Source organism: Marinobacterium rhizophilum (assembly GCF_024397915.1).
GTDB lineage: Bacteria > Pseudomonadota > Gammaproteobacteria > Pseudomonadales > Balneatricaceae > Marinobacterium_A > Marinobacterium_A rhizophilum_A.
In genome coordinates, this window is the sequence record NZ_CP073347.1 from 396,894 (window position 1) to 418,915 (window position 22,022).

Below are 22,022 nucleotides of genomic sequence, written 5' to 3' on the forward strand. Positions count from 1 at the left end.
GTCGCTGGGTCTGGCCTCGTTAACGCTGCGACAGCAACGCAGGTCGTTTTTCAACAGCCTGCCAGGGCACGGTGGGCGCCTGGATGCCTGACTCGCCGCCCTGGTGCCGTGGCCGCGTTCTGACCTGCGTCTACAAGAGCGTGGTGGCTTCGCTCTTCAGTCCGCTGCGGCTGGTTTTTTCGTGCCGCTGTCCGTATTCTGGGTGTTCGCGCCCGCTGAAGCGGCGTCCGCGCAACAGGGTTGCAGGGAGCTTGTAGTTGAATTCTGATCAATGGCTGATTACCGCCATAGTGCTGCTGACGCTGGTGCTCTTTGTCTGGGGGAAGTATCGCCATGATGTGGTGGCGGCAATCGCCCTGGGGCTTTGTGTTCTTACCGGCCTGGTGGGGCCAGAGGATGCATTTGCGGGTTTCGGCCATCCCGCGGTGGTCACGGTCGCGGCGGTGCTGGTGATTTCCGACGCGCTGCGCCGATCCGGCGTGGTGGACATGATCGTTCAGAAAATACTGCCCTACACCGAACACCCCCTCAACCATATCCTGATACTGACGGCCGTGGTCACCCTGGCGTCGGCCTTCATGAACAATGTCGGCGCCCTGGCGCTGCTGTTACCGGTTGCGCTGGCCACCTGCGCCAGGCACCAGCGCTCGCCGGCGCTGATTCTGATGCCGCTGGCCTTTGGCAGCATCCTGGGAGGCATGACCACGGCCATCGGCACACCGCCCAACATTATTATCGCCATGATGCGGGCCGAAGTGAGTGGTGAAGCTTTTAGCATGTTCGATTTTTCGCCTGTCGGGGTGGCTATTGCGCTGATGGGGGTACTCTTTGTTACGCTGCTGGGCTGGCGCCTGATTCCGGCGGCGCGCCTCAAGCGCAGTTCCCCCGAGCAGCTGTTCGCCATTGATGACTATCTGACCGAAGTGATAGTAACGGCCGATTCCACGCTGGTTGGCCGACCGGTGGAGGAGATCGACGGCCTGGATGACAGCAGTATCGAGGTGGTGGGCGTGGCCCATCGCCACGGCAGAACGCTGTCGCTGCGCCCAGGCCAGGTTCTCAGCGCCGGCGATATCCTCATACTGCAGGCCGATCCGTCGGAAATTCAGCCGTTGCTCGACAAGAATGACCTGGAGCTGATTACCAGTGCCGACAAGAAGTTTTCCGAGCTTACCCAGGGTGACCTTGTGCTGGTGGAGGGCGTGATCAAGAAGGGGTCGGTGCTTGAGGGGCGCGATGTGCCTTTTCTGCGTCGGCGCAGCCACAGTACGCTGGCGCTGGTGGGGCTGGCACGGGAAGGGCAGCAGGTGCGCCATCGCCTGCGGCGTGAACAGTTCCAGGCCGGCGATATCCTGCTGTTGCAGGGGCCTGCCGATGATGTGGACGAACAGCTGAGCGAGCTGGGCATGATTCCGCTGGCCGAACGCAATCTCAGCCTGGGACAACCCAAGAAGGTTGCCATCGCCCTGACCATCTTTGCCGTGGCCATTGCCCTGGGGGTGGCCAAGGTATTGCCGCTGGCCATCGTTTTTTCGCTGGCCGTCATGGTCTATTTGCTGCTCGATATCTTGCCGGTGCGCAACCTGTACGATGCCATCGACTGGCCGGTGATCATATTGCTGTCGGCCATGATTCCGGTGGGTGCTGCGTTGCAGAGCACGGGCCTTACGCAGCTGCTCGCCGCACAGATACTGGCCGTGACGGACGGCATTCCGGTGTATCTGGTCATTGGCTTGGTGCTGGTGGTGACCATGTTCCTGTCGGACATTATCAATAATGCGGCCACGGCGGTGATCATGGCGCCGCTGGCCTACGGAATCGCCCTTGGGCTGGGGGTCAGCCCAGACCCGTTTTTCATGGCGGTGGCGGTGGGCGCGTCCTGTGCCTTTCTGACGCCCATCGGCCACCAGTCCAACACGCTGGTGCTGGGGCCGGGCGGTTATGCCTTCGGAGATTACTGGCGCATGGGCTTGCCGCTGGAGATCTTGATCGTGCTGCTGGCGGTGCCACTGATTTTGCTGGTCTGGCCGCTATAGCTGGCCGACCTGTCGGCTCGCAGGCCCATATGATCGCCAGATTAATGGCGCACTGAACGAAAGGGAATTCAAGACATGCACAGGCCAGACAAGGGAGCACTGCTCGCGGCCCGACCCGGGGGGATTCACGGCGGCCTGACAGGGCGCATCCGGGTGATCAGCATGACGCTGATACTGGTGGTCGCGGCCGGGGTGCTGCTGGGCTGGCTGGTACCGCAGGTGGGCGCGCGGCTGCCCGATGGCTGGTTTCTGATGAAGGCCAATACGGCACTTGCCTTTTTGCTGTGCCTGGCGAACCAGCTCGCGGCAGGATCGGGCCGGGGCAAATTGGGGCGGGCCGGCGCCTGCGGCTGTGCCTTGCTGGTACTGGTGCTTGCCGGTACTGCGCTGCTGGGGCATGCCCGCGGGCAGCTTCTCTGGCTCGATACCCTGCTGGCGGCGGATGCCGCGGTCGACCTGCCGGGGCGCATGTCCATCCAGACGGCGCTGCTGTTCGTGATCGTCAGTCTGACACTGCTGGCCGAGTCCGCCTTGCACGGGCGCTGGCGTAACGCGATTGCGGACTGCCTGAGCGTCGCCATGCTGGCGATGATCTTCATTATTATTGCCGGTTACAGTTTCAGGGCCTCACAGCTGTTCAGTCAGTCGTCCTTTACGGTCACGTCGTTGCAGACCCTGGCCTGTTTCGTGGCGCTGGGCGCCCTGGTGCTCATGCGGCGCAGCCGTTGCGGTTTCTTTTCGCTGTTGGTGCGCCAGGGTATCGGCAGTCTTCTGGTCCGAAAAGCACTGCCGTTTGCGCTGTTGTTGCCCTTTATACTGGTAGGCGGCGCGGTCTACTCGATCCAGGCCGGCTGGTTGCCGGTACCCTATGCCGCAGCGCTGATTTCCTCTGTGACCTCGATCATGCTGCTGTTGCTGGTCATGCTGCTGGCCTGGCGAATCAGCGATGCCACCGAAGCGCTGGCGGCGTCCGAGCAACACAATCGTCTGCTGCTGGACGCCGTCGGCGAGGGTATCTACGGCCTTGACCTGGCAGGCCGTGTGACCTTCCCCAACCCTGCGGCCTGCCAGATCCTGGGGTACGATGCCGGTGAGTTGCAGGGCATTCACATGCGCACGCTCATTCAGCCCGGCGTGCAGACAAGCGTGCGCAGCGAGACGCTGGATGCGCCTTGCCGGGTGGAGGATGAATGGTTCTGGCGGCGGGACGGGACCAACTATGCGGTGGAGTATACCCGTACGCCCCTGCGCGCGGACGGCAGGGTGGTCGGTAGCGTGGTTGTCTTCAATGATGTGACTGAACGCCGCAAGGTCGAGCGCATGAAGGATGAGTTTATCTCCACGGTCAGTCATGAGCTGCGCACTCCACTGACGTCGATCAAGGGGGCGCTCGGGCTGATGCTGAGCAACAAGCTGGGAGCGGTGCCGGCACCGGCACAGCAGATGCTCAACATCGCCTATGACAACAGCCACCGGCTGGAGCGCCTGATCAATGATTTGCTGGACATCAACAAGATCCAGCTCTCCAGCGGTACTTTTCAGCTCGATCCCGTATCCGTCTCGTCGCTGCTCGACAATGCCGTCAGTTCGATGCAGGGCTACGCGGACAAGTACGAGGTGCACTGTCGCCGGCAGCCGGATGAACCTGGGGACCTATGGGTGCTGGGTGTTGAAGGCCGTTTGATGCAGGTCATGTCGAATCTGCTGTCCAACGCCATCAAGTACTCGCCTGCCAATGGCGAGGTGCTGATTGACAGCTGCGTGCAGAACGACCGGGTGCGGATCAGTGTGACGGATACCGGGCCTGGCATTGCGGCGAATTTTCAGCACCGCATTTTTGAAAAGTTCTCCCAGGCGGATTCATCGGATACGCGCCGCAAGGGTGGCACCGGGCTGGGGCTTGCGATCACCAAGGAAATTGTCGAAAAGCACGGCGGTACCCTGGGGTGCAGCAGTACCCCGGGGGAGGGCGCCTGCTTCTATTTCGAATTGCCGCTGAGCGCGGCGGCCGTGCCGGCATGAAGCAGCCGATCACCGGTTATCACCTCGATGAGCAGGGGGACTGGGTGGCGCAGCTGGCCTGCGGCCACTTTCAGCACGTGCGGCACAATCCTCCCTGGATGAACAGACCCTGGGTGGTGACCGAGCAGGGCCGGCAGTCGAAGCTGGGTGTCATGCTTGAGTGCAGGAAATGTGACGCCGGGGAGCCCGTCGATGTCCGTTGAATGAAGGGCTCAACCGGCGCCCGGGTTGCTGGCGCCTGCTATTTCAGGTCCAGCAGGCGGGCGCGCACCTGCTCGTAATTGAATGCTTCCCCCGCCGCCTCGGCCTCGTGGCGCAGCTCGTCCAGCTGCTGGAAAATATCGAGTTCATCGTCCGGCATGAAGTGCAGCAGCTCGCCGCCAAACAGCCAGAACAGGTCCCGCGGCACCAGCGGTACCAGGTCGGGGTAATGTCGTACCAGGCGGGCCAGAATTTGCTGGCCGGATTCGATATAATCACCGCGCTGCTGCTCCATGTCGGCAACCAATTGCAGCAGTTGCTGCTGGAACTCCGCCTCGTTTTCGGGCAGCTCGTCCTGGTTGAAGGGCGCGTGGCGCAGCAGGTTGTTGCTGGCGACTTTGAGCAAATTTAGGTGAAACTGAAAATAGTCTGCGATCATCGGTGCCTGGCCTCGGTGGAAGGGGCGTTATTCTAGCAAAGGATGGCCCGGGGGCGAGCCTTGTGCCCTGTCATTTTCTACCTGGGCCGGCGTGCGCTTGAAATCGAACGCAACCGGCCGCATATAGAGACCCTCTGACCCCGTCGCCTGTGCCGTCTGATCCACCGGGGAACTCCCGTTGGGCCAGCACACCCATACAGCGTCTCCCGCAGGCCGAACAGACAGGATGAATACATGACCGCCGCGCTATCGATACGCAATCTTTGTAAAACCTACGGTAATGGCTTTGAAGCGCTCAAGGGCATCTCGCTGGAAGTACAGCAGGGCGACTTTTTTGCCCTGCTTGGTCCCAACGGGGCCGGCAAGTCCACCACGCTGGGCATCGTTTCGTCCCTGGTCAACAAGAGCTCGGGGGAGGTGGAAGTCTTTGGCCACAGTCTGGATCGCGCCCATGCCCAGGCCAAGATGTGTCTGGGCGTGGTGCCCCAGGAGTTCAATTTCAACCAGTTCGAAAAGGTGATCGATATCGTCACCACCCAGGCGGGCTACTACGGCATAGCGCCGCGCCAGGCGCGGGAACGGGCCGAGTACTACCTGAAAAAGCTGGGCCTGTGGGACAAGCGCAACCAGGTGTCGCGCATGCTGTCCGGCGGCATGAAACGTCGCCTGATGATTGCAAGGGCGCTGGTGCATGAGCCCAGGGTGCTGATTCTCGATGAGCCCACGGCGGGGGTCGATATCGAGCTGCGCCGCTCCATGTGGGCTTTCCTGCAGGAGATCAACCGGGCCGGCACGACCATCATCCTGACAACCCACTACCTGGAAGAGGCCGAGAGCCTGTGCCGCAATATCGCCATCATCGACCACGGCCGCATTGTCAAGAACACCAGTGTCAAGGCACTGTTGCAGCAGCTCAATACCGAGACCTTTATTCTGGATATCGATCCCCCCCAGGGGGCATTGCCGGCGCTGAACGGATACCGGGCGCGGCTCGAAGACGACCATACACTGGTGGTGGATGTGGAAAAGAACCAGGGTCTGAGCGGGCTCTTCGCCGAGCTGTCGCAGCAACGCATTGAAGTGCAAAGCATGCGCAACAAGGCCAACCGGCTCGAAGAGCTGTTCGTTGCCCTGGTGGACAAGAACCTCAAGGATGAAAAACGTGCCTGAGCCATGTTACGGCACTTTTTTCCCGTTCGCGCCCAGGTCTTTGGGCCGGCAAAATCTGATTACGTGTAAACAGGAGAGTGCATGAAACCGCGGGAGCTCTTTATTGCTTTCTGGACGATTGTCGTCAAGGAAATACGCCGATTCATGCGTATCTGGCCGCAGACACTGCTGCCGCCTGCCATCACCATGACACTGTATTTCATTATCTTCGGCAATCTGATCGGCAGTCGCATTGGTGAGATGGGTGGTTTCGACTACATGGAATACATAGTGCCGGGCCTGATCATGATGTCCGTGATCACCAATTCCTACGGCAACGTCGTATCGTCGTTCTATGGCACCAAGTTCCAGCGTAACGTCGAGGAACTGCTGGTGTCACCGATCCCCAACTGGGTCATTCTCAGCGGCTATGTGGTGGGCGGGGTGTCCCGGGGCGTGGGCGTGGGCCTGATCGTGACACTGCTGTCGCTGTTTTTCACCGACCTTCAGGTGCACCATCTTTTCGTCACCATCAGCATCGTGCTGTTGACCTCGGTGCTGTTTTCGCTGGGGGGCTTTATCAATGCGGTCTTTGCCAATTCGTTTGATGACATTTCCATCGTGCCGACCTTCGTGCTGACGCCCTTGACCTACCTCGGCGGTGTGTTCTATTCAATCCAGCTGCTGCCGGAGTTCTGGCAGGGAGTGTCGATGCTGAACCCCATCCTGTACATGGTGAATACCTTCCGCTACGGCATCCTGGGTGTCAGTGATATCAGTATTGCCTTTGCCTTCAGCATGCTGCTGGCGGTGATCGCTGTGCTGTTCAGCTATTCTTTGTATCTGCTGCAAAAAGGCAAGGGGATCCGCTCTTGAGTCATGAAGATCAGGTGTTGCACCAGTCACCGCTGGGGCAGGGCACCGCCTATGTAAATACCTACGATGCCGGTCAGCTGTACCCGATTGGACGTAATCTCAATTGGGAAAAACGCGGTATCGAGCGTGCAAGCCTGCCGTTCGCAGGTGAGGATATCTGGAATGCCTACGAGGTGTCCTGGCTCAACGGCCGCGGCAAGCCGGTGGTGCGCCTGGCGGAGTTTCGCATTCCGGCCAGTTCCAGCCATATCATTGAGTCCAAGTCCTTCAAGCTGTACCTTAATTCCTTCAACCTGAGCCGTTTCGAGACCGAAGCCGAGGTTGCCGCACTCATGGTGCGGGACCTGTCCGCCGCTGCGGGCGCGACCGTTGGCGTGTGCCTGATCGAGCCTGATGCCAGTGCGCCGATCGGTGCCTTCGAGGGCAGCTGCATCGATGACCTGGATGTGGACATCGAACATTACCAGCCGGCGCCTGAACTGCTGTGCGCCGCTGGCGAGGTGGTTGCAGAAAGTCTCTACAGTCACCTGCTCAAGTCCAACTGCCCGGTGACCGGCCAGCCGGACTGGGCCAGTATCCAGGTGCGCTATAGCGGGCCACGCATCGAGCGCGAGGGTTTGCTGCGCTACCTGATCTCGTACCGTGAGCACGGTGACTTTCACGAGCAGTGCGTCGAGAATATCTTTATGGATATCTGGCAGCAGTGTCGCCCGGAGTCGCTCAGTGTCTACGCCCGCTACGTGCGTCGCGGCGGGCTGGATATAAACCCCTATCGCAGCAGCCAGCCGGGTGACGCCCCCAACCTTAGGCTGGGTCGGCAGTAAGCGTAGCCATCCCCTTTAGTTCCTGACAGGAGAGCGACATTCATGGATGCACTGGATGCATTGATCAACCGCGTATCGATTCCACTGCTGCAAGCGCCGGGTCCGAACGAAGAACAGCTGGAGCAGATGTTCCGCGCCGCGCTGCGGGCGCCGGATCATGGCGGTATTCACCCCTGGCGCTTCCTGGTGATCGAGGGTGAAGGCCTGGATCGCCTGGGTGAGCTGTTTCTGGCCTCTGCCCGGGCGAAGGACCCGGATCTGGCGCCGGAGCGTGGCGAGAAACTGCAGAAGGCGCCGCGCCGTGCGCCCATGGTCGTCGTGGTGATTGGCGTTACCCGCGAGCATCCGAAGGTGCCACAGATCGAACAGCTCATTTCGGCGGGCTGCGCGGCCAACAACATTGTTACCGCGGCCCATGCCATGGGGGTCGGCGCGATGTGGCGCACCGGAGATCCGGCCTATGACCCGCAGGTCCTGCAGGGGCTGGGACTGGGCGAGCACGAATCCCTGGTGGGCTATATCTACCTGGGCACGCCGAGCCGACAGCGTACCACCCAGGCGCTGGAACCCGCCGATTTTGTGGCCCGCTGGGACGGCGCCTGAGGTGAGGGCTCCCCCAGACATTGCCGAGTTTCAGCGCTGGCTGCTGGGCCAGATACCGCTGCTCAATCATATGGGTCTGGGGGCCATTGGGTACGACGGTCAGCGACTCTCGATTCCGGCGGCGCTGGCGCCCAACGTCAACGACAAGGGTACCGGCTTTGGCGGATCCCAGGCCACCCTGGCCACCATCTGTGGCTGGTCCCTGGCCACGTTGCTGTTGCGGGAACAAGGGCTGGATTGCGACCTGGTGATTGCGGACAGTCACCTGGAGTACCTGTCTCCCGTGACCGCCGATTTTGTTGCCCACGCCCGTCTGCCCGATACGGCAAGCCTGGATGCCTTTCTTGAGCGTCTTGGCAGCAAGCGCAGGGCCCGCCTGGACCTGGTAATCGAGCTGTGTCAGGGGGAGCGGGTAGCCATGCGCATGGCGGGGCGTTATGTCGCCTTGCTGCGTGATTCCTCTCCTTCTGGCCAGACTGCCGGCGGCATCTGAGCCCTTCTGTTTTCTTCTTCCGGCCTTAACAGGCTGTTGGCGCCTTCGTGCAAACAGGCGATGCGGTGATGACCCTGTCGTGCTGAGCGACGGGCGAAACAACGGCTAAAAATAGTCTTGACTCTGTAGTTGGGTTTAGGGTTTACCATGGCCTCGAGCGGTATCCATACTGTTAACAGAGCGAGGTTGCCATGACATACGAGTATCAGTTCAATCTGCGGGGTGTTTCCTGTGGTGGTTGCATCCGTGCCATCGAAGCCCGTTTTGCGGCCTGCGGTGCGATCGATTGGGCACAGTTTGACCTGCAGAGTAAAACCCTTGTGGTGCGCACTGCCGTCTGCAGTGACGCGGTCATTGATCTGATTCGGGATGCGGGCTACAACGCCACGCTGGAGGAATAGCCATCATGAGCAGCATTCACCAGTTTGCCTTGCAGGGTGTGTCCTGTGCGGCCTGCGTGCGCAGTATCGACAAGGCGTTGCAGGCGCAGGAGGGCATAGAGGCGTTTGCCATCAACTTCGCTGATCGCAGCGCCACGGTGCAGGCCGATATCGAGCCCGGGCGGATTATCGACTCCATCCGCGCCGCCGGCTACGACGCGCTGCTGGTCGAAGATGACGATGACCAGGAGCAGCTGCGCCGGGCCGAACGGCAACACTATCGCCAGGTGCTGCGCCGCAGCCTGATCGCACTAGCGCTCGGTGGCGCCATGATGCTGGCCGGCCTGCTGGGCTGGATGCCGGATATTGCCACCGTAGCCGGGCGCATCGAAGCCCTGGTGATGGGCTTGGTGACGCTGGCAGTGATGGTACTGTGCGCCGGCAATATCTATCGCGGGGGCTGGCGCTCCATCGTGCAGCGCAGCCTGAACATGGATACGCTGATTGCGCTGGGTACCGGGGCGGCCTGGCTTTACTCCAGCGTCCTGCTGCTGGTGGCGGTCATCGCGCCCGGGCTGCTGGTGGCGCAGGCGCAGCACCTGTATTACGAGGCGGCGGTGATGATTCTGGGTTTTATCCTGCTGGGGCAGGCGCTGGAATCCCGTGCCCGTGGCCAGACCTCGGATGCCATTCGCAAGCTGCTGGACTTGCAGCCACGCACCGCGCGGCGGGTGCGTGATGGCGAAGAAACCGAAGTGCCGGTGGCACTGCTGGTACCGGGGGACCAGGTGCGCATCTACCCGGGCGAGCGCATTCCGGTGGATGGCAAGGTGGTGGAGGGCAGCAGCCGGATCGATGAGTCCATGCTGACCGGCGAGCCGGTGCCGGTGAGCAAGGCCGCCGGTGATACCCTTGTTGGCAGTACCCTCAACGGCAGCGGCAGCCTGCTGATGGACGTCACCCATGTCGGCCGCCAGACGGTGCTGGCACAGATCGTCGATACCGTGCGCCAGGCGCAGAACAGCAAGCCGGCGCTGGGGCGCCTCGCCGATCGTATCGCCGGGATTTTCGTGCCGGTGGTGATTGTGCTGGCGCTAATGACCGCGCTGGTGTGGTGGTGGGTCGGCCCTGAGCCCCGTTACACCTACGCCCTGGTCACCCTAATGACAGTGCTGATTGTGGCCTGTCCCTGTGCCCTGGGCCTGGCCACGCCCATGTCCGTGATGGTCGGGGTTGGCCGTGCTGCCGGGCGCGGTATTCTGATTCGCAACGGCGATGCGCTGCAGCGGGCGCGGGATATCACGACCCTGGTACTGGACAAGACCGGCACCATTACCGAAGGTCATCCGGCCGTGACGGACGTGCTGTTGCTGGAGGAATCACGGCGCGATCAGCTGCTGCACTGGGCCCAGGCTATTGAACGCCGCTCCGAACATCCGCTGGCACAGGCCCTCGCGCGTTACGCCAGCGAACAGGCGGATGGGGCACGGACGCACGCTCTGGCGCCCGAGGCGTTCGAAGCCGTGTCCGGTGCCGGCGTGAGGGCGCGTATCGACGGGCGCGAGATCCTGCTGGGTAACGCCGCCTGGCTGGCGGATCTGCAGATCGATAGCAGCGAGCTGGCATCCAGCGCAGAGCAATGGAGTTCCCAGGCGAAATCCCTGGTGTTCATGGCGGTGGATGGCAAGGCCCAGGCGCTGTTCGCCGTGGCGGACCCGGTCAAGGCCGGTGCGTTTGAGGCCATAGCGCAGCTGCGCGGGATGGGGCTGCGGGTGGTCATGCTGTCGGGAGACAACCAGCGCAGCGCCGAGGCCGTGGGTCGGGATGTGGGTATCGACCAGGTATTCGCAGGTGTACGGCCAGAAGAAAAGCAGGCAAAAATCCGTGAGCTGCAGGCGTCTGGCGAGATCGTCGCCATGGTGGGCGATGGTATCAACGATGCGCCGGCCCTGGCCCAGGCCGATATCGGTTATGCCATTGGTACCGGTACCGACATTGCCATCGACAGCGCCGATGTCACCCTGATGAGCGGTGCGCTCGCCGGCGTGGTGGAAGCCATCGGTATCTCCCGTGCCACGGTGCGCAATATCAAGCAGAACCTGTTCGGGGCCTTTGTTTACAACAGCGTCGCCATTCCGGTGGCCGCCGGGCTGCTGTTCCCGCTGACCGGCATGCTGCTTAATCCGGCGATTGCCGGTGCCGCGATGGCATTGTCATCGGTCACGGTGGTGAGCAATGCCAACCGGTTGCGCTGGATCAGGCTGCATTGATGCAAGAGGGCAGGAGTTCTGCGCCCCCGGTCACACAACAGCATTAATATCGGTCAGGGTGCTGAGCAATCAATACCGGCCGGCTGCGCTGGATCAGGTTGCATCGATGAACGCTTGGCAGCAGTGCTGCTTTGCCTGCTGCGCGCCCCCTTCCCAGTAACAGCAATAGCTACAGCCTTGTCATCGGTCAGGGTGCTGAGCAATCAATACCGGCCGGTTGCGCTGGATCAGGCTGCATTGATGCAAGAGGGCAGGAGTTCTGCGCCCCCGGTCACACAACAGCATTGGTATCGGTCAGGGTGCTGAGCAATCAATACCGGCCGGCTGCGCTGGATCAGGCTGCATTGATGCAAGAGGGCAGGAGTTCTGCGCGCCCCGGTAACAGCCTTGTCATCGGTCAGGGTGCTGAGCAATCAATACCGGCCGGTTGCGCTGGATCAGGCTGCATTGATGCAAGAGGGCAGGAGTTCTGCGCGCCCCGGTAACAGCCTTGTCATCGGCCAGGGTGCTGAGCAATCAATACCGGCCGGCTGCGCTGGATCAGGCTGCATTGATGAACGCTTGGCAGCAGTGCTGCTTTGCCTGCTGCGCGCCCCCCTTCCCAGTAACAGCAATAGCTACAGCCTTGTCATCGGTCAGGGCGCTGAGCAATCAATACCGGCCGGCTGTGTTGGGTCAGGCTGCATCAATGCAAGGTTAGCAGGAGTTCTGTTTTGCCTACTGCGCCCCGGTATCCTGTTGCTGGGGTGCTTGCATTGGCGCTGTCACGGGCTGGATACCCAGGATGACAATGGGCGTCTGGGGCACATCGCGATGTGGTGGACGCACTGTGGTGGGCGTACTGCTGATGGTGCTTACCACATCCATGCCCTTGGATACCCTGCCAAAGACGGCGTAGCCATGCTGGCTGCCCCTTGCATCCAGTCTTGGGTTGTCCACGCTGTTAATGAAAAACTGGGCGGTGGCGCTGTGGGGGGCGCTGGTACGGGCCATGGACAGGGTGCCCGCGAGGTTGCTCAGGCCGTTGCCTGACTCGTTTTCGATGGGCGCCCGGGTGTCTTTTTTCTGCATATCCTGGGTAAAGCCGCCGCCCTGAATCATGAAGCCGGGTATCACGCGATGAAAGATGGTGCCATCGTAGTACCCCTCATCGACATACTGCAGAAAATTGGCCACGGTTTTGGGGGCCTGCTCCTCGAAGAGCTCAATTTCCAGGTTGCCGGCGCTGGTCTGCATCTGGACCAGGGGACCTGCCTGCAAGGGCAGCGCGCCGAGGCCAATAATCAGGCCGCAGCTCAGGGCGGTGTTGCGCAGTATCTGTTTCATGGTTGTTTTGGTTCCGTTGCCCGGGACGGCAACGGCGGGCTGCGGTCCTGTGGTATGTATGTTGGGTGCATGCGGCAGGTCGCTCTGCGTGACCCAGTATTGAAGCCCGTGCTGCGGTGCAACGTCAAGGGTGCCCTCGCATCCTCGGCGCAAATTAGGCCCATGGGCATGAATCCGGTTGCGCTGTTTTTGCGTATGCTCAAACAAATACGGCAATCGGAAAAGGCTATGGGCACCAGGGCAGTAACTGGGCGATCGAAAAGACGATGGTTGCTGGCGTTCTCGGTAGCAATGATGTGTACAGCGGCCCAGGCGGCGCCGGACTCCGGCGCGGTGCCGGCGTCATTGGCATTCGAGGTCAGGCGCAATGGCGTTGCTATCGGCACTCACTGCGTCGCCTTCGCCCGGGAAGACAGCCGTCTGAGGGTGGATGTGGCGATGGATCTTGAGGTGCCCATTGCGCTCTGGTTTGACTACCGCTATCGCTACAGCGCCACCGAATGGTGGCAGTCCGGCAGGCTCGATGCGCTGCGGGTCGAGATCGAGGATGGCGGCGACCGGTTGCGTATCGATGGCCGTACCCGTGACGGGCGCCTCGAAATTGATGGGCCCCAGGGTCTGTTGCGCCTGACCCGCGATCTGATGCCGAGCAATCACTGGAATGTAGCCATCCTGCAGCAAAACGAACTGCTGAATACCCTGACCGGTGGCACCAGTGCGCTGGATATCAAATACGAGGGGCGTGATCGCATCCCGCTTGAGGGCGGTGAAGTTGACGCTGACCGTTACCGCCTTGGCGGGGACCTGTCCGACACGAGGGTCTGGTATGACCCCCGGGGGCAATGGCGGGGGCTGGAGTTTGCAGCCCGTGATGGCTCGACGGTGCGTCTCTACCCAAGGGGCAGGGCCGCTGTTTCGGCCCAGACCACGACAGAAACTCTCTGGAGCAGGAATCCGGTATGCAAAAACCTCAGTGGTCCGTTGTCTGGATAACGGGAGCCTCCAAAGGCATTGGCGCGGCTCTTGCCTTGGCGCTTGCGGGCCTGGGCTGCGGTGTTGCCATCAGCGCCCGCAACTCACAAGACTTGCACGCGTTGGCCCGTAGCGGGGCCGGGCTGCGCGGCGAGCTTTGGCCCTATCCGCTGGATGTTACCGATGGCGCCGCCTGTGCCACCACCCTGGCGCAGATCGAAGCCGAGCACGGATGCATAGATCTTGCCGTTCTCAATGCCGGCACCCATCGGCCATTGAGCCTGGACGACTTCGAGATTGCAGCCTTTGAATCCCTCATGCAGCTGAACTACATGGGGGTGGTCAATACGGCGGTACCCTTGCTCAGAAGCATGCGCCGCCGTGGTGCCGGCCAGCTGGCGATTACGGCGTCGGTGGCGGGTTACCGGGGGCTGCCGACGGCCAGCGGCTATGGCGCCAGCAAGGCGGCGCTGATCAATTTTGCCGAAGCGCTGAAACTGGATCTGGCGGGTACAGGGGTTGCGCTCAGCCTGATCAATCCGGGCTTCGTACGTACTCCCCTGACCGCGCGAAACCGCTTTAGCATGCCTTTCCTGCTTGAACCCGAAGACGCCGCAGCGCGCATCATTCGCGGCCTGCAGCGCCGCCGGTTCGAAATTGCCTTTCCTTGGCGCTTTGTGTTCTGGCTCAAGCTGTTTCGTCTGCTGCCATACTGGCTGTATTTTCCCCTGGTTCGAAGGATTACCCGAGCATGACTGCCGAGCAAAACTGTGCCCGTTACGTTGAACTGTTCGAACAGCTGGCGCCTGAACGACTCGAAGAGCTGGCACCCTTGCTGACCGAAGATGTGCGTTTCTGCGACCCGTTCAACGATGTCCGCGGTGCCGCCGCCTTCAGGCGGGTACTGGAAGACATGTTCGAGCGTACTGAATCGCCCCGTTTCGAGGTGCTGCACTGGACGGTAAGCGGGCATTGCGGCTTTATCCGCTGGCGCTTCAGTGCCCGAGTGCCACTGCTGGGGCCCTGGTGCGTGGAAGGCGTGTCGACCCTGGCGTTCGCCGAGGACGGTCGTATTGCCGAGCATCTCGACTTTTGGGATGCCGGCTGCGCCTATGAGCGGATTCCGGTGCTGGGTATAGCGCTGCGCTGGGTGCGCCGCCGCCTGGCCTGTCGGATCTGACATACTCCGTTTCGCGTTACATCAGAAGGCGCGGTTCGTTCGCGCTCCCCCGGTGCCTTGCCGGCCTGTGCTGGTCAGGGCGCGCGCAGGATATAGAGCCCGATATTGATGGCGGTTGATATGGGCGGGCCGGGGGCATGGTACCGCCGCTGGGGCTGGCGACATTGCTGTTTCCCGCCGTTTTCATCACTCGTGAGCGCCAGTCGGGGCGTGCCTGCCTGGTCATGGGGGGCCTCATTCATTACCGAAGGGGTCGTGCCCTGTGCGGTGGCGGACCCGTTACGCGTCATTCCGGCATGCATTCTGGGATCGATGCTGGCAGCTTCCCTGTCCATGCTGTTCCATTGCCAGCTGCTGGCGCCCCATGGAGGGGTCTTCGTGATCCTGCTGGTGAGCAACTGGTCAGGTTACGTTCTGGCCATCGTGGCCGGGGCGGTATTTACCGCCTGCCTGGTTGCGCTGTTAATACGCTTGTTCAGGCCTCGCCTGCGGCGGCGTCCCGCGGAAAACGACCCCCGCTAAAGCTCAAACTGGTCGCGGACCGTCTCCGGTTTGAGAAAAAACAGCCTGACCTCGCCGATACGCAGACCCCATTTGCTGACCTGGGCGCGATTAAGCATTACGCCACCTTGCTGCAGCAGCATCCAGTCATCGAAATGGACACGCCATTGGCGGTCGCCAATTGCCAGCTCCATATCGTACTGCCAGTGCAATGCATTGCCGGCCATCTGGCCACGGGCTATGCCGATAATGTCGCTGGCCCGGCCGGTGTAGCCGTCAGCGCCATCCGGGCGAATATGCCAGACACGGGTCTGTTGTTCACCATCGCTGTAGCTGAACTCTTCGTGCAGAACCAGCTCACTGCCGTCCCAGTGGCCCTGGATCTCGACAAAGAACTGGCGTCGAACAGTGCCGAAACGGTCTTCGAATGAACCCCAGGCCAGCACCCGGCCATCAAAATAGGATTCGAGCCTGAGCCGGGGGCCGGCATCGCGGAACTGTTCAATTCTCATGTCGCTGCACCCGGCAAGGCAAAGACTTATCAGCACTAGCATCAGGATCCGGTTCATGGGCATGCGAGCTCCTCAGGCGGCGGGCCAGGCGGTGGCGTATGGCCCGGTGGTGTCTTGGCTGCAGCGGGTAGTTCCACAGCAGCATCACAGCCACTGCCTTGAATACGCAGGGCAGCACAGCGTAGATCAGTCCCAGCAGCCAAAGCGGTTCGCTGTTGCCACTATCGAAGCCGCTGACCCCGAGCAGGACGAAGGCAAAACCCGCAGACAGGGCCAGCGCCAGCTTTGTCGCCATGTTCCAGCAGGCAAAGAGAATGCCGTTGCGCTCCTGCTTGAATCGATATCGGTCCCAGTCCGACACTTCAGCCTGTAGCACATGGGGTAGTGTCAAATCGGCACCCAGCGCGGCGCCAGTGATCAGGCAGATGGGCACAAAGGCGAGGGCGGTAGCGGGGGACAGCAGCGGTGCCAGGGCAAAGGCGCCGATGGCGGCGATCATCGCCAGGCACCAGAGTCGGGGTCGAAGGATGTGTCGAGACAGCCATAGCCACAGCGGCAGAGACAAGATTGCGGCGCCGAAATAGAGCAGGATATACAGTGCGCGATCCTGTTCGGACCCGCCCAGCCAGGCCGACACAAACAGCGGGAACAGCACCGCAGGGAAACCATTTGCCAGGCCGTTCAGGAACCAGGCGCTCAGCAGTCTCAGGGCCAGCCGGTTGTGTTGAAACAGGCGCCAACTGGATGAGCGGGAGGTCGCCCGGGTTGCGGCTGGCGGTGCATAGGGCAGCCGTCTCAGTGCCTGGATCGCGGCGAGGCCGGCCAGCAGCGTAATGCCAACCAGCAGGTTGAGACCTTGCTGCGTGGTCAGCCCTGCCAGAGCTGCCGCAAGCGGCAGTGCGGCCGACACGACCAGGCCGGCAATCGTCATCGTCTCGCGGGTACTGGCAGCCCGATTGCGCTGCAGACTGTCTTCATGAAGCCGCGGTAACCAGGCGATATAGGGAATCTGGATGAGGGTCCAGCCAAGATAGAGGAACACCAGTCCCAGCAGCAGAGACAGGGTAGCATTGCCCTGCCACGGGTTGACCAGCAGCAGCAGCGAGGGTACGCACAGCAGGCCGCCGCCGAAAATCAGCCGGACAGGCCTGATCCGGGGAAAGCGGTCAACGACCAGCCCGATGAGAGGGTCGGTCAGCACATCCAGCAGGCGCGTAAGCAGCAGCACCGCACCAATCAGTGTCAGCGACAGTCCGAATGTCTCGAAATACCAGGTCGGCAGCAGAACATAGACTGCCACCGTTGGCAGCGCCAAGGGCAGGCCCAGGGCCGCATAGCGCCACAGATTGCCTGTATTGAGGGGGGGATTGCTGGACATTGCAGCTACCGGTCAGGGCGCGCGCAGGACATAGAGGCCGACATCGATGGCGCCGTAGCGGAAGCCGCCCTCACAGTAACCCAGGTAATAGAGCCACAGGCGTCGGAAACGGGAGTCAAACCCCTGGGCCTCGATCTGGGGCCAGTGTGCCAGGAAGGCCTGGCGCCAGTGCTGCAGGGTTCGGGCATAATCCGCGCCGAACGTCTCGCTGTGGGTCAGTTGCAATCCGGCCCGCTCTATCTCGGCTGTCAGCCGGCCAGGGCTTGGCAGCATTCCACCGGGAAAAATGTAGCGCTGTATGAAGTCGGTGCTGCGACGGTATTCCTCAAAGCGATCATCGGCGATGCTGATCACCTGCAGCACTGCTATTCCGCCGGGCTTCAGACAGCGGCGCAGCTGCTTGAAGTAGAGCGGCCAGTGTTCTTCGCCAACGGCCTCGAACATCTCGATGGAGGCAATGCGATCGACCGGTGTATCAAGATCCCGGTAGTCCGTCAGGGAATAGGTGCACTGTGCATCCAGGCCGCGCTCGGCGGCCCGTCGTCGGGACCAGGCCAGCTGCTCCCTGGACAGTGTGATGCCGTTGACTCGCGCGCCGTAGGCCTGGGCGGCCGTTTCGGCGAAACCGCCCCAGCCGCAGCCGATCTCCAGTACCTGCTGATCCGCGTCCAGCTGCAACAGCTCGCAGATACGGCGGTACTTGTGCCGCTGCGCAAGCTCCAGGCTTTGCTCGGGATGTTCGAACAGGGCGCTGGAGTACGTCATGCTGGGGTCGAGCCAGAGGCGGTAGAAATCGTTGCCCAGGTCGTAGTGGAAGGCAATATTGCGACGGCTGCCGCGGCGACTGTTGCGGCGCGAACGGTGGAATAGCCGGTGCAGCGCGGTGCGCAGCCTGCTGCCCTGGGCCGGCTGTCCGAAGGCATGCTCGTTTCCCAGCGCCCAGCGCACCAGGGCGCTGATGTCCGGGCTGTCCCATTCGCCGGCCATATAACCTTCGGCCCAGCCGAGCAGGCCAGAGCGCAGCAGGCGGCGCAAAGGCCGCAAGCTGTGCAGCTGGACCTGGGCGCGCACGTCGGTCTGGTCGGCCGTGCCTGCCTGCAGCCGCTGACCATCGGGCAGAATCAGCTCGAGGTGGCCGTATTCCATGCGCTTGAGCCAGCGCGCAAGTGTCTGTACACAAAACCGGTTGATCCAGCCGGTGCGAAGCGAGTCGGCCAGGTCCGGCAATTCTGTTGCCGGATGGTATTCAGTGGGTTTCATGGCGACGATCTCCGTGTGATTCGGTGCTACGGGCCTGCGCCGTGCAGGCCAGGGTTATGGGGGCAGCCGGGGGGGCGGGCCTTGGCTGAATGCGCATGCCCTTGCACCACAGGCGTACCGCCTCCCAGTGGATGCCTGCGATCACCTTCAGCGTCATCAGCGGGTAGCGCAGGCAGGCCTGCAGCAGGGTCCGGTCGCAGAGGGGACGCCGTACACCGCTGAAGCTGGCACGAAATATCGGCTGCTGGTGATGGCTTTGTTCGATTTGTACGCCGATCCGGGGCCCGGGCGGCTGCATCTGAAAGTGGTAACGGCACCTCATTGGCATGAAAGGCGAGACATAGAAGCATTTGTCGACGCTGTGTTGCACCGGCAGGGTGCTGCTGGTGGGCAGCAGGTAGCTGTGGCGCTGGCCAAAGGTGTTGCTGACTTCGTACAGAATGGCCCTGAGGTTGGCGTTGCTGTCGTAGCAGTAATAGACACTGAGTGGATTGAACACGAAGCCCAGAATACGGGGGTAGCACAGCAACAGAATTTTGCCGTCATCGATGTCTATGTCATGTTGCTCGAGTTGCCGCAGTATCTGCGGCTTCAGCTTGCCGGGCGTCCCGTTGCCGTGATCCCTGTCGTAAAAAGCATAGAGGTTGAAGCGATTGTGGGAGAACAGACGCAGTTGATGGTGCAGTTCGTCCACCTGGTCGAGGTCCAGCAGCAGCGACATTACGCCATAGCGAAACCGGTGCACCCGCGGATGCATCCGGTGATGGAATACATGGCCGAAATAGAGCGCCGACAGGCTCATGCCGGCAGGCCCCGGCTGCTGTGTACGTAAATGCGGTGATTGGGTGTCTCCAGCGTCCAGGGGCGTGGACGCCCGCCCAGCTCTTCGGCCACGGCAAGGCCCGACTGCAGACCGTCTTCATGGAACCCTGAGCCAAAGTAGGCGCCGCAGAACCAGGTATTCTGCTGGCCCTGCAGATTCCACAGTTGTTTTTGTGCCGCCAGGGCCGCCAGTGAAAAAGTGGGGTGATCGTAGAGGAAACTGCGGTGGACGGTGCCGGGCGCAGGTTCGTGCAGCGGGTTAAGGGTTACGTACAGCGGCAATGCGTTTGGCAGGTGCTGCAGCCGGTTCATCCAGTAGCTCACGGAGACCTCCCGCTGACCACCGTGCCGCAGTGCCGCCAGGTAGTTCCAGCTGGCCCAGGCGGCCTTGCTGCGGGGCATCAGGCTGGGGTCGCTGTGCAGCACCGCCCGGTTGCGCTGATAGCTGAATGCCCCGAGCAACTGCTGTTCCAGCATGCTGGGGGCGTGCAGCAGCTGCAGTGCCTGGTTGGCATGGCAGGCCAGTACGACATGGTCGAAAGGCTCTCGTTCACCGTGAAGAAACTCGAGCTCGATGCCGCCTTTGCGCCGCAGGATACGATGAATGCGGCTGTTCAGGCGTACTTCACCGCGTTGGCGCAGGCTGGCGTCGATCTTGCTGACGTAGCTGCGACTGCCGCCGGTAACCGTTCGCCACTGGGGGCGATCATTGAGCTGGACCAGGCCATGATTCTGGCAAAATCGCAGAAAGGCCAGCGCCGGGTATTCCAGCATAAGATCCACCGGTGTCGACCAGATCGCCGCCCCCATGGGCAGCAGGTGGTCCTGTACAAAGGCATGGCCGTAGCGCTCGCGGTGCAACAGTTCGCCCAGGGTCAGGCTGGCGGTGGCCGGGTCTTCACAGTAGCGTGCCGCTTCACGGTAAAAGCGCGACAGGTCCAGCAGCATGGACCAGAAGCGTGGCCGGGCCAGGTTGCGTTTTTGTGCCAGCAGGCCCGGCAGACCGGTACCGCTGTACTCGAGCCGGCCCCGGTCCAGCGAAACCCCGAAGGACATGTCGGTTTCACGGCTCTGGACCCCGAGGGTCTCGAAAAAACGCACGAGGTTGGGGTAGTTGACCGGGTTGTAGACAATAAAGCCGGTATCGACCGCAACGCTGCCCGTGCCCAGGGGAACATCGACGGTATTGGAGTGGCCGCCCAGGCGATCATCCTTTTCGAACAGGGTGACCTGGTGTTGCTGACTGAGCAGCCAGGCGCTGGACAGTCCTGAAATACCCGAGCCGACAACGGCGATCTTGAGCGGGCGTATTGCCGTGATGTTCATGGCCTCTTCCTTTGCAACTTTGATTCCCCTGTACGAAGATGGCCAGACAATCGGATCAGTGTGAGTGAGTTGACCCACAGCGGGAATGCATGAAACCGGGGTGCCGAGTCCTCTTTCGCTGCGGCACTGATCCATCCACGTCGCACTTACGTATAGCAGGACAATGAAAAAACCGAACCCTATGGAGGCGATGTGGCTGCAGTCATCTCTTTATTCAAGCAGGCTCCACCTGTGAAAGAGGAATGGAGTGCCTGCCTGGCCGGCCTCGCCCAAACGCGGGATCGGTCGGACTACGCCAGGCTGTTTGGGCACTTTGCGCCCAGGGTCAAGGCTTATCTGATCCGCCTTGGCATGACGCCTGCGAACGCCGAAGAGCTGGCTCAGGAAGCGCTGCTGTCGGTCTGGCGCAAGGCCCACATGTTTGATCCGGCCAAGGCCAATGCCAGCACCTGGATATTCCGGCTGGCGCGAAACCTGTGTATCGACCGCATGCGGCGCGAGAAAATACAGTTCCATGAACTGGAGTACGACGAGGCCGCCGATCCCGATGCTCGTCATGATGGTGAGCACGCGGTTCTGGCAACACGCATGGCCGAGGCCATCAAGGCCTTGCCGGAGGCCCAGGCACAGGTGCTCTACCTGTCCTACTACGAGGGGCGCAGTCATTCGGATATTGCCCAGGCCATCGGCATTCCGCTGGGCAGCGTCAAGAGCCGACTGCGACTGGGGTTTGAAAAGCTTAAACAGATCTGGGGAGAGTCATCGTGAGCATACGTCACCATCTTGATGATGCGACCCTGCTGGCCTATGCGGCGGGTTCGCTGTCCGAGGGCATGTCGCTGCTGGTTGCCAGCCATATTGATCGCTGTGCGCACTGTCAGGAGCGGCTGCAGCAGGCCGAAGCGGTGGGCGGTGCGCTGCTGGAGGAGCTGGCGCCGGTAGCCTTGGCGCCGGACGCGCTGGAACAGGTACTGGCGCTGCTGGATACCGATGCCGGCGCAGCTGATGTGCAGCCGGTGGTGGCACGTGCGCCGCTGCTGGACAGCCAGATTCCGGCCCCGCTGGCCCATTACCTCGACAAGCCGCTTGACGAGCTGGAGTGGCGCACCCTGGTACCGGGTGTGCGTCAGCTTGATTTGCGCCTCGGTGGCCCCGGTGCCACACGCCTGCTGCGCATAGCTCCCGGCCTGTCGGTACCCCATCACAGCCACCGGGGCAACGAGCTGACGCTGATACTGCGGGGCTCCTACAGCGATGAGCTGGGGCGCTTCCAGGCCGGTGATGTGGCCGATCTGGATGAACAGGTCAGTCACCAGCCGATCAGTGATAGCGGTGAAGATTGTATCTGTCTGATTGCCACCGATGCGCCCCTGCGCTTCAGTGGTTTAATGGGGCGGCTGGTGCAGCCGTTTATCGGCCTGTGACGGTGCTGCCGGACATGGTGTTTTCACG

23 protein-coding genes are annotated in these 22,022 nt (G+C 61.8%); 16 read left to right on the plus strand and 7 right to left on the minus strand.

Features of this window, described 5'->3' with window-relative positions:
* Positions 1–257 precede the first annotated feature (257 nt).
* From KDW95_RS01690 to KDW95_RS01700, 3 genes are all read left to right on the plus strand, one after another.
* Positions 258–2,036, plus strand: a complete 1,779-nt coding sequence (locus KDW95_RS01690) for an SLC13 family permease (RefSeq protein WP_255854501.1) — start codon at positions 258–260, stop codon at positions 2,034–2,036.
* 75 nt (positions 2,037–2,111) lie between these two features.
* Entirely contained in the window at positions 2,112–4,058 is a 1,947-nt protein-coding gene (locus KDW95_RS01695; RefSeq protein ID WP_255854503.1) for a sensor histidine kinase, read from the plus strand.
* Entirely contained in the window at positions 4,055–4,261 is a 207-nt protein-coding gene (locus tag KDW95_RS01700; RefSeq protein ID WP_255854505.1) for a DUF3565 domain-containing protein, read from the plus strand. The genes KDW95_RS01695 and KDW95_RS01700 overlap by 4 nt, the downstream gene beginning before the upstream one ends.
* A 38-nt stretch (positions 4,262–4,299) precedes the next feature.
* Here the strand turns inward: KDW95_RS01700 and KDW95_RS01705 are convergent, their stop codons facing one another.
* Positions 4,300–4,698, minus strand: a complete 399-nt coding sequence (locus KDW95_RS01705) for a PA2817 family protein (RefSeq protein ID WP_255854506.1) — start codon at positions 4,696–4,698, stop codon at positions 4,300–4,302.
* A 234-nt stretch (positions 4,699–4,932) separates the two neighbouring features.
* On the opposite strand from KDW95_RS01705, the gene KDW95_RS01710 reads away from it, so the two are divergent.
* The 7 genes from KDW95_RS01710 (at position 4,933) to KDW95_RS01740 (ending at position 11,293) form a co-directional block, all read left to right on the plus strand.
* Complete coding sequence (locus KDW95_RS01710; protein WP_255854507.1) at positions 4,933–5,868, plus strand: ABC transporter ATP-binding protein; 936 nt, start codon at positions 4,933–4,935, stop codon at positions 5,866–5,868.
* 81 nt (positions 5,869–5,949) lie between these two features.
* Positions 5,950–6,723 (plus strand): ABC transporter permease, encoded by a 774-nt coding sequence (locus tag KDW95_RS01715; RefSeq protein ID WP_255854508.1) that lies wholly within the window; start codon positions 5,950–5,952, stop codon positions 6,721–6,723.
* Entirely contained in the window at positions 6,720–7,547 is an 828-nt protein-coding gene (gene queF / locus KDW95_RS01720) for an NADPH-dependent 7-cyano-7-deazaguanine reductase QueF (RefSeq protein ID WP_255854509.1), read from the plus strand. The genes KDW95_RS01715 and queF overlap by 4 nt, the downstream gene beginning before the upstream one ends.
* A 42-nt stretch (positions 7,548–7,589) precedes the next feature.
* The gene (locus KDW95_RS01725) at positions 7,590–8,150 is read left to right on the plus strand and encodes a nitroreductase family protein (RefSeq protein ID WP_255854510.1); all 561 of its coding nucleotides are present in this window, start codon (positions 7,590–7,592) and stop codon (positions 8,148–8,150) included.
* Position 8,151: 1 nt separating this feature from the next.
* Positions 8,152–8,643, plus strand: coding sequence for a YiiD C-terminal domain-containing protein (locus KDW95_RS01730; protein WP_255854511.1), 492 nt, complete (start codon positions 8,152–8,154; stop codon positions 8,641–8,643).
* A 191-nt stretch (positions 8,644–8,834) separates the two neighbouring features.
* The gene (locus KDW95_RS01735) at positions 8,835–9,044 is read left to right on the plus strand and encodes a heavy-metal-associated domain-containing protein (RefSeq protein ID WP_255854512.1); all 210 of its coding nucleotides are present in this window, start codon (positions 8,835–8,837) and stop codon (positions 9,042–9,044) included.
* Positions 9,045–9,049: 5 nt separating this feature from the next.
* Positions 9,050–11,293 carry a heavy metal translocating P-type ATPase gene (locus tag KDW95_RS01740; protein ID WP_255854513.1) on the plus strand — a complete coding sequence of 748 codons (2,244 nt, stop codon included), beginning with the start codon at positions 9,050–9,052 and terminating at the stop codon, positions 11,291–11,293.
* A 717-nt stretch (positions 11,294–12,010) separates the two neighbouring features.
* On the opposite strand, the gene KDW95_RS01745 is transcribed toward KDW95_RS01740, so the two are convergent.
* A complete protein-coding gene (locus tag KDW95_RS01745; protein WP_255854514.1) occupies positions 12,011–12,619 on the minus strand; it encodes a peptidylprolyl isomerase in 609 nt (202 codons plus the stop codon).
* Positions 12,620–12,913: 294 nt separating this feature from the next.
* Here KDW95_RS01745 and KDW95_RS01750 point away from each other — a divergent pair, with 294 nt between their 5' ends.
* From KDW95_RS01750 to KDW95_RS01765, 4 genes are all read left to right on the plus strand, one after another.
* Positions 12,914–13,612, plus strand: a complete 699-nt coding sequence (locus tag KDW95_RS01750) for a DUF6134 family protein (protein WP_255854516.1) — start codon at positions 12,914–12,916, stop codon at positions 13,610–13,612.
* A complete protein-coding gene (locus KDW95_RS01755; RefSeq protein WP_255854517.1) occupies positions 13,579–14,346 on the plus strand; it encodes an SDR family NAD(P)-dependent oxidoreductase in 768 nt (255 codons plus the stop codon). The genes KDW95_RS01750 and KDW95_RS01755 overlap by 34 nt, the downstream gene beginning before the upstream one ends.
* Positions 14,343–14,771, plus strand: a complete 429-nt coding sequence (locus KDW95_RS01760; RefSeq protein ID WP_255854518.1) for a nuclear transport factor 2 family protein — start codon at positions 14,343–14,345, stop codon at positions 14,769–14,771. The genes KDW95_RS01755 and KDW95_RS01760 overlap by 4 nt, the downstream gene beginning before the upstream one ends.
* Positions 14,772–14,981: 210 nt before the next feature.
* Positions 14,982–15,293, plus strand: coding sequence for a hypothetical protein (locus tag KDW95_RS01765; RefSeq protein ID WP_255854519.1), 312 nt, complete (start codon positions 14,982–14,984; stop codon positions 15,291–15,293).
* On the opposite strand, the gene KDW95_RS01770 is transcribed toward KDW95_RS01765, so the two are convergent.
* The 5 genes from KDW95_RS01770 to KDW95_RS01790 are packed head-to-tail and all read right to left on the minus strand — an operon-like array spanning position 15,290 to position 20,570.
* Positions 15,290–15,784, minus strand: a complete 495-nt coding sequence (locus KDW95_RS01770) for a DUF3833 domain-containing protein (RefSeq protein WP_255854520.1) — start codon at positions 15,782–15,784, stop codon at positions 15,290–15,292. The two genes, KDW95_RS01765 and KDW95_RS01770, sit on opposite strands and share 4 nt — an antisense overlap.
* Positions 15,774–17,162: an MFS transporter gene (locus tag KDW95_RS01775; RefSeq protein WP_255854521.1), complete on the minus strand. Its 1,389-nt coding sequence runs from the start codon at positions 17,160–17,162 to the stop codon at positions 15,774–15,776. Before KDW95_RS01775 ends, KDW95_RS01770 begins: the two co-directional genes overlap by 11 nt.
* Before the next feature lie 12 nt (positions 17,163–17,174).
* The gene (locus tag KDW95_RS01780; RefSeq protein ID WP_255854522.1) at positions 17,175–18,422 is read right to left on the minus strand and encodes an SAM-dependent methyltransferase; all 1,248 of its coding nucleotides are present in this window, start codon (positions 18,420–18,422) and stop codon (positions 17,175–17,177) included.
* Positions 18,409–19,224: a DUF1365 domain-containing protein gene (locus KDW95_RS01785; protein WP_255854523.1), complete on the minus strand. Its 816-nt coding sequence runs from the start codon at positions 19,222–19,224 to the stop codon at positions 18,409–18,411. The genes KDW95_RS01780 and KDW95_RS01785 overlap by 14 nt, the downstream gene beginning before the upstream one ends.
* Positions 19,221–20,570 (minus strand): NAD(P)/FAD-dependent oxidoreductase, encoded by a 1,350-nt coding sequence (locus KDW95_RS01790; RefSeq protein ID WP_255854524.1) that lies wholly within the window; start codon positions 20,568–20,570, stop codon positions 19,221–19,223. Before KDW95_RS01790 ends, KDW95_RS01785 begins: the two co-directional genes overlap by 4 nt.
* 231 nt (positions 20,571–20,801) lie before the next feature.
* On the opposite strand from KDW95_RS01790, the gene KDW95_RS01795 reads away from it, so the two are divergent.
* Positions 20,802–21,338, plus strand: coding sequence for a sigma-70 family RNA polymerase sigma factor (locus KDW95_RS01795; protein ID WP_255854525.1), 537 nt, complete (start codon positions 20,802–20,804; stop codon positions 21,336–21,338).
* Positions 21,335–21,994, plus strand: coding sequence for a ChrR family anti-sigma-E factor (locus tag KDW95_RS01800; protein ID WP_255854526.1), 660 nt, complete (start codon positions 21,335–21,337; stop codon positions 21,992–21,994). Before KDW95_RS01795 ends, KDW95_RS01800 begins: the two co-directional genes overlap by 4 nt.
* Positions 21,995–22,022 lie beyond the last annotated feature (28 nt).

Excerpts from the sequence above, each read along its gene's own strand:
- KDW95_RS01695 (WP_255854503.1), top strand. The coding sequence starts at position 2,112 with ATGCACAGGCCAGACAAGGGAGCACTGCTCGCGGCCCGACCCGGGGGG.
- KDW95_RS01700 (WP_255854505.1), top strand. The coding sequence starts at position 4,055 with ATGAAGCAGCCGATCACCGGTTATCACCTCGATGAGCAGGGGGACTGG.
- KDW95_RS01705 (WP_255854506.1), bottom strand. The coding sequence starts at position 4,698 with ATGATCGCAGACTATTTTCAGTTTCACCTAAATTTGCTCAAAGTCGCC.
- KDW95_RS01710 (WP_255854507.1), top strand. The coding sequence starts at position 4,933 with ATGACCGCCGCGCTATCGATACGCAATCTTTGTAAAACCTACGGTAAT.
- KDW95_RS01715 (WP_255854508.1), top strand. The coding sequence starts at position 5,950 with ATGAAACCGCGGGAGCTCTTTATTGCTTTCTGGACGATTGTCGTCAAG.
- KDW95_RS01725 (WP_255854510.1), top strand. The coding sequence starts at position 7,590 with ATGGATGCACTGGATGCATTGATCAACCGCGTATCGATTCCACTGCTG.
- KDW95_RS01735 (WP_255854512.1), top strand. The coding sequence starts at position 8,835 with ATGACATACGAGTATCAGTTCAATCTGCGGGGTGTTTCCTGTGGTGGT.
- KDW95_RS01740 (WP_255854513.1), top strand. The coding sequence starts at position 9,050 with ATGAGCAGCATTCACCAGTTTGCCTTGCAGGGTGTGTCCTGTGCGGCC.
- KDW95_RS01745 (WP_255854514.1), bottom strand. The coding sequence starts at position 12,619 with ATGAAACAGATACTGCGCAACACCGCCCTGAGCTGCGGCCTGATTATT.
- KDW95_RS01750 (WP_255854516.1), top strand. The coding sequence starts at position 12,914 with ATGTGTACAGCGGCCCAGGCGGCGCCGGACTCCGGCGCGGTGCCGGCG.
- KDW95_RS01755 (WP_255854517.1), top strand. The coding sequence starts at position 13,579 with ATGCAAAAACCTCAGTGGTCCGTTGTCTGGATAACGGGAGCCTCCAAA.
- KDW95_RS01760 (WP_255854518.1), top strand. The coding sequence starts at position 14,343 with ATGACTGCCGAGCAAAACTGTGCCCGTTACGTTGAACTGTTCGAACAG.
- KDW95_RS01770 (WP_255854520.1), bottom strand. The coding sequence starts at position 15,784 with ATGAGAATTGAACAGTTCCGCGATGCCGGCCCCCGGCTCAGGCTCGAA.
- KDW95_RS01775 (WP_255854521.1), bottom strand. The coding sequence starts at position 17,162 with ATGTCCAGCAATCCCCCCCTCAATACAGGCAATCTGTGGCGCTATGCG.
- KDW95_RS01780 (WP_255854522.1), bottom strand. The coding sequence starts at position 18,422 with ATGAAACCCACTGAATACCATCCGGCAACAGAATTGCCGGACCTGGCC.
- KDW95_RS01785 (WP_255854523.1), bottom strand. The coding sequence starts at position 19,224 with ATGAGCCTGTCGGCGCTCTATTTCGGCCATGTATTCCATCACCGGATG.
- KDW95_RS01790 (WP_255854524.1), bottom strand. The coding sequence starts at position 20,570 with ATGAACATCACGGCAATACGCCCGCTCAAGATCGCCGTTGTCGGCTCG.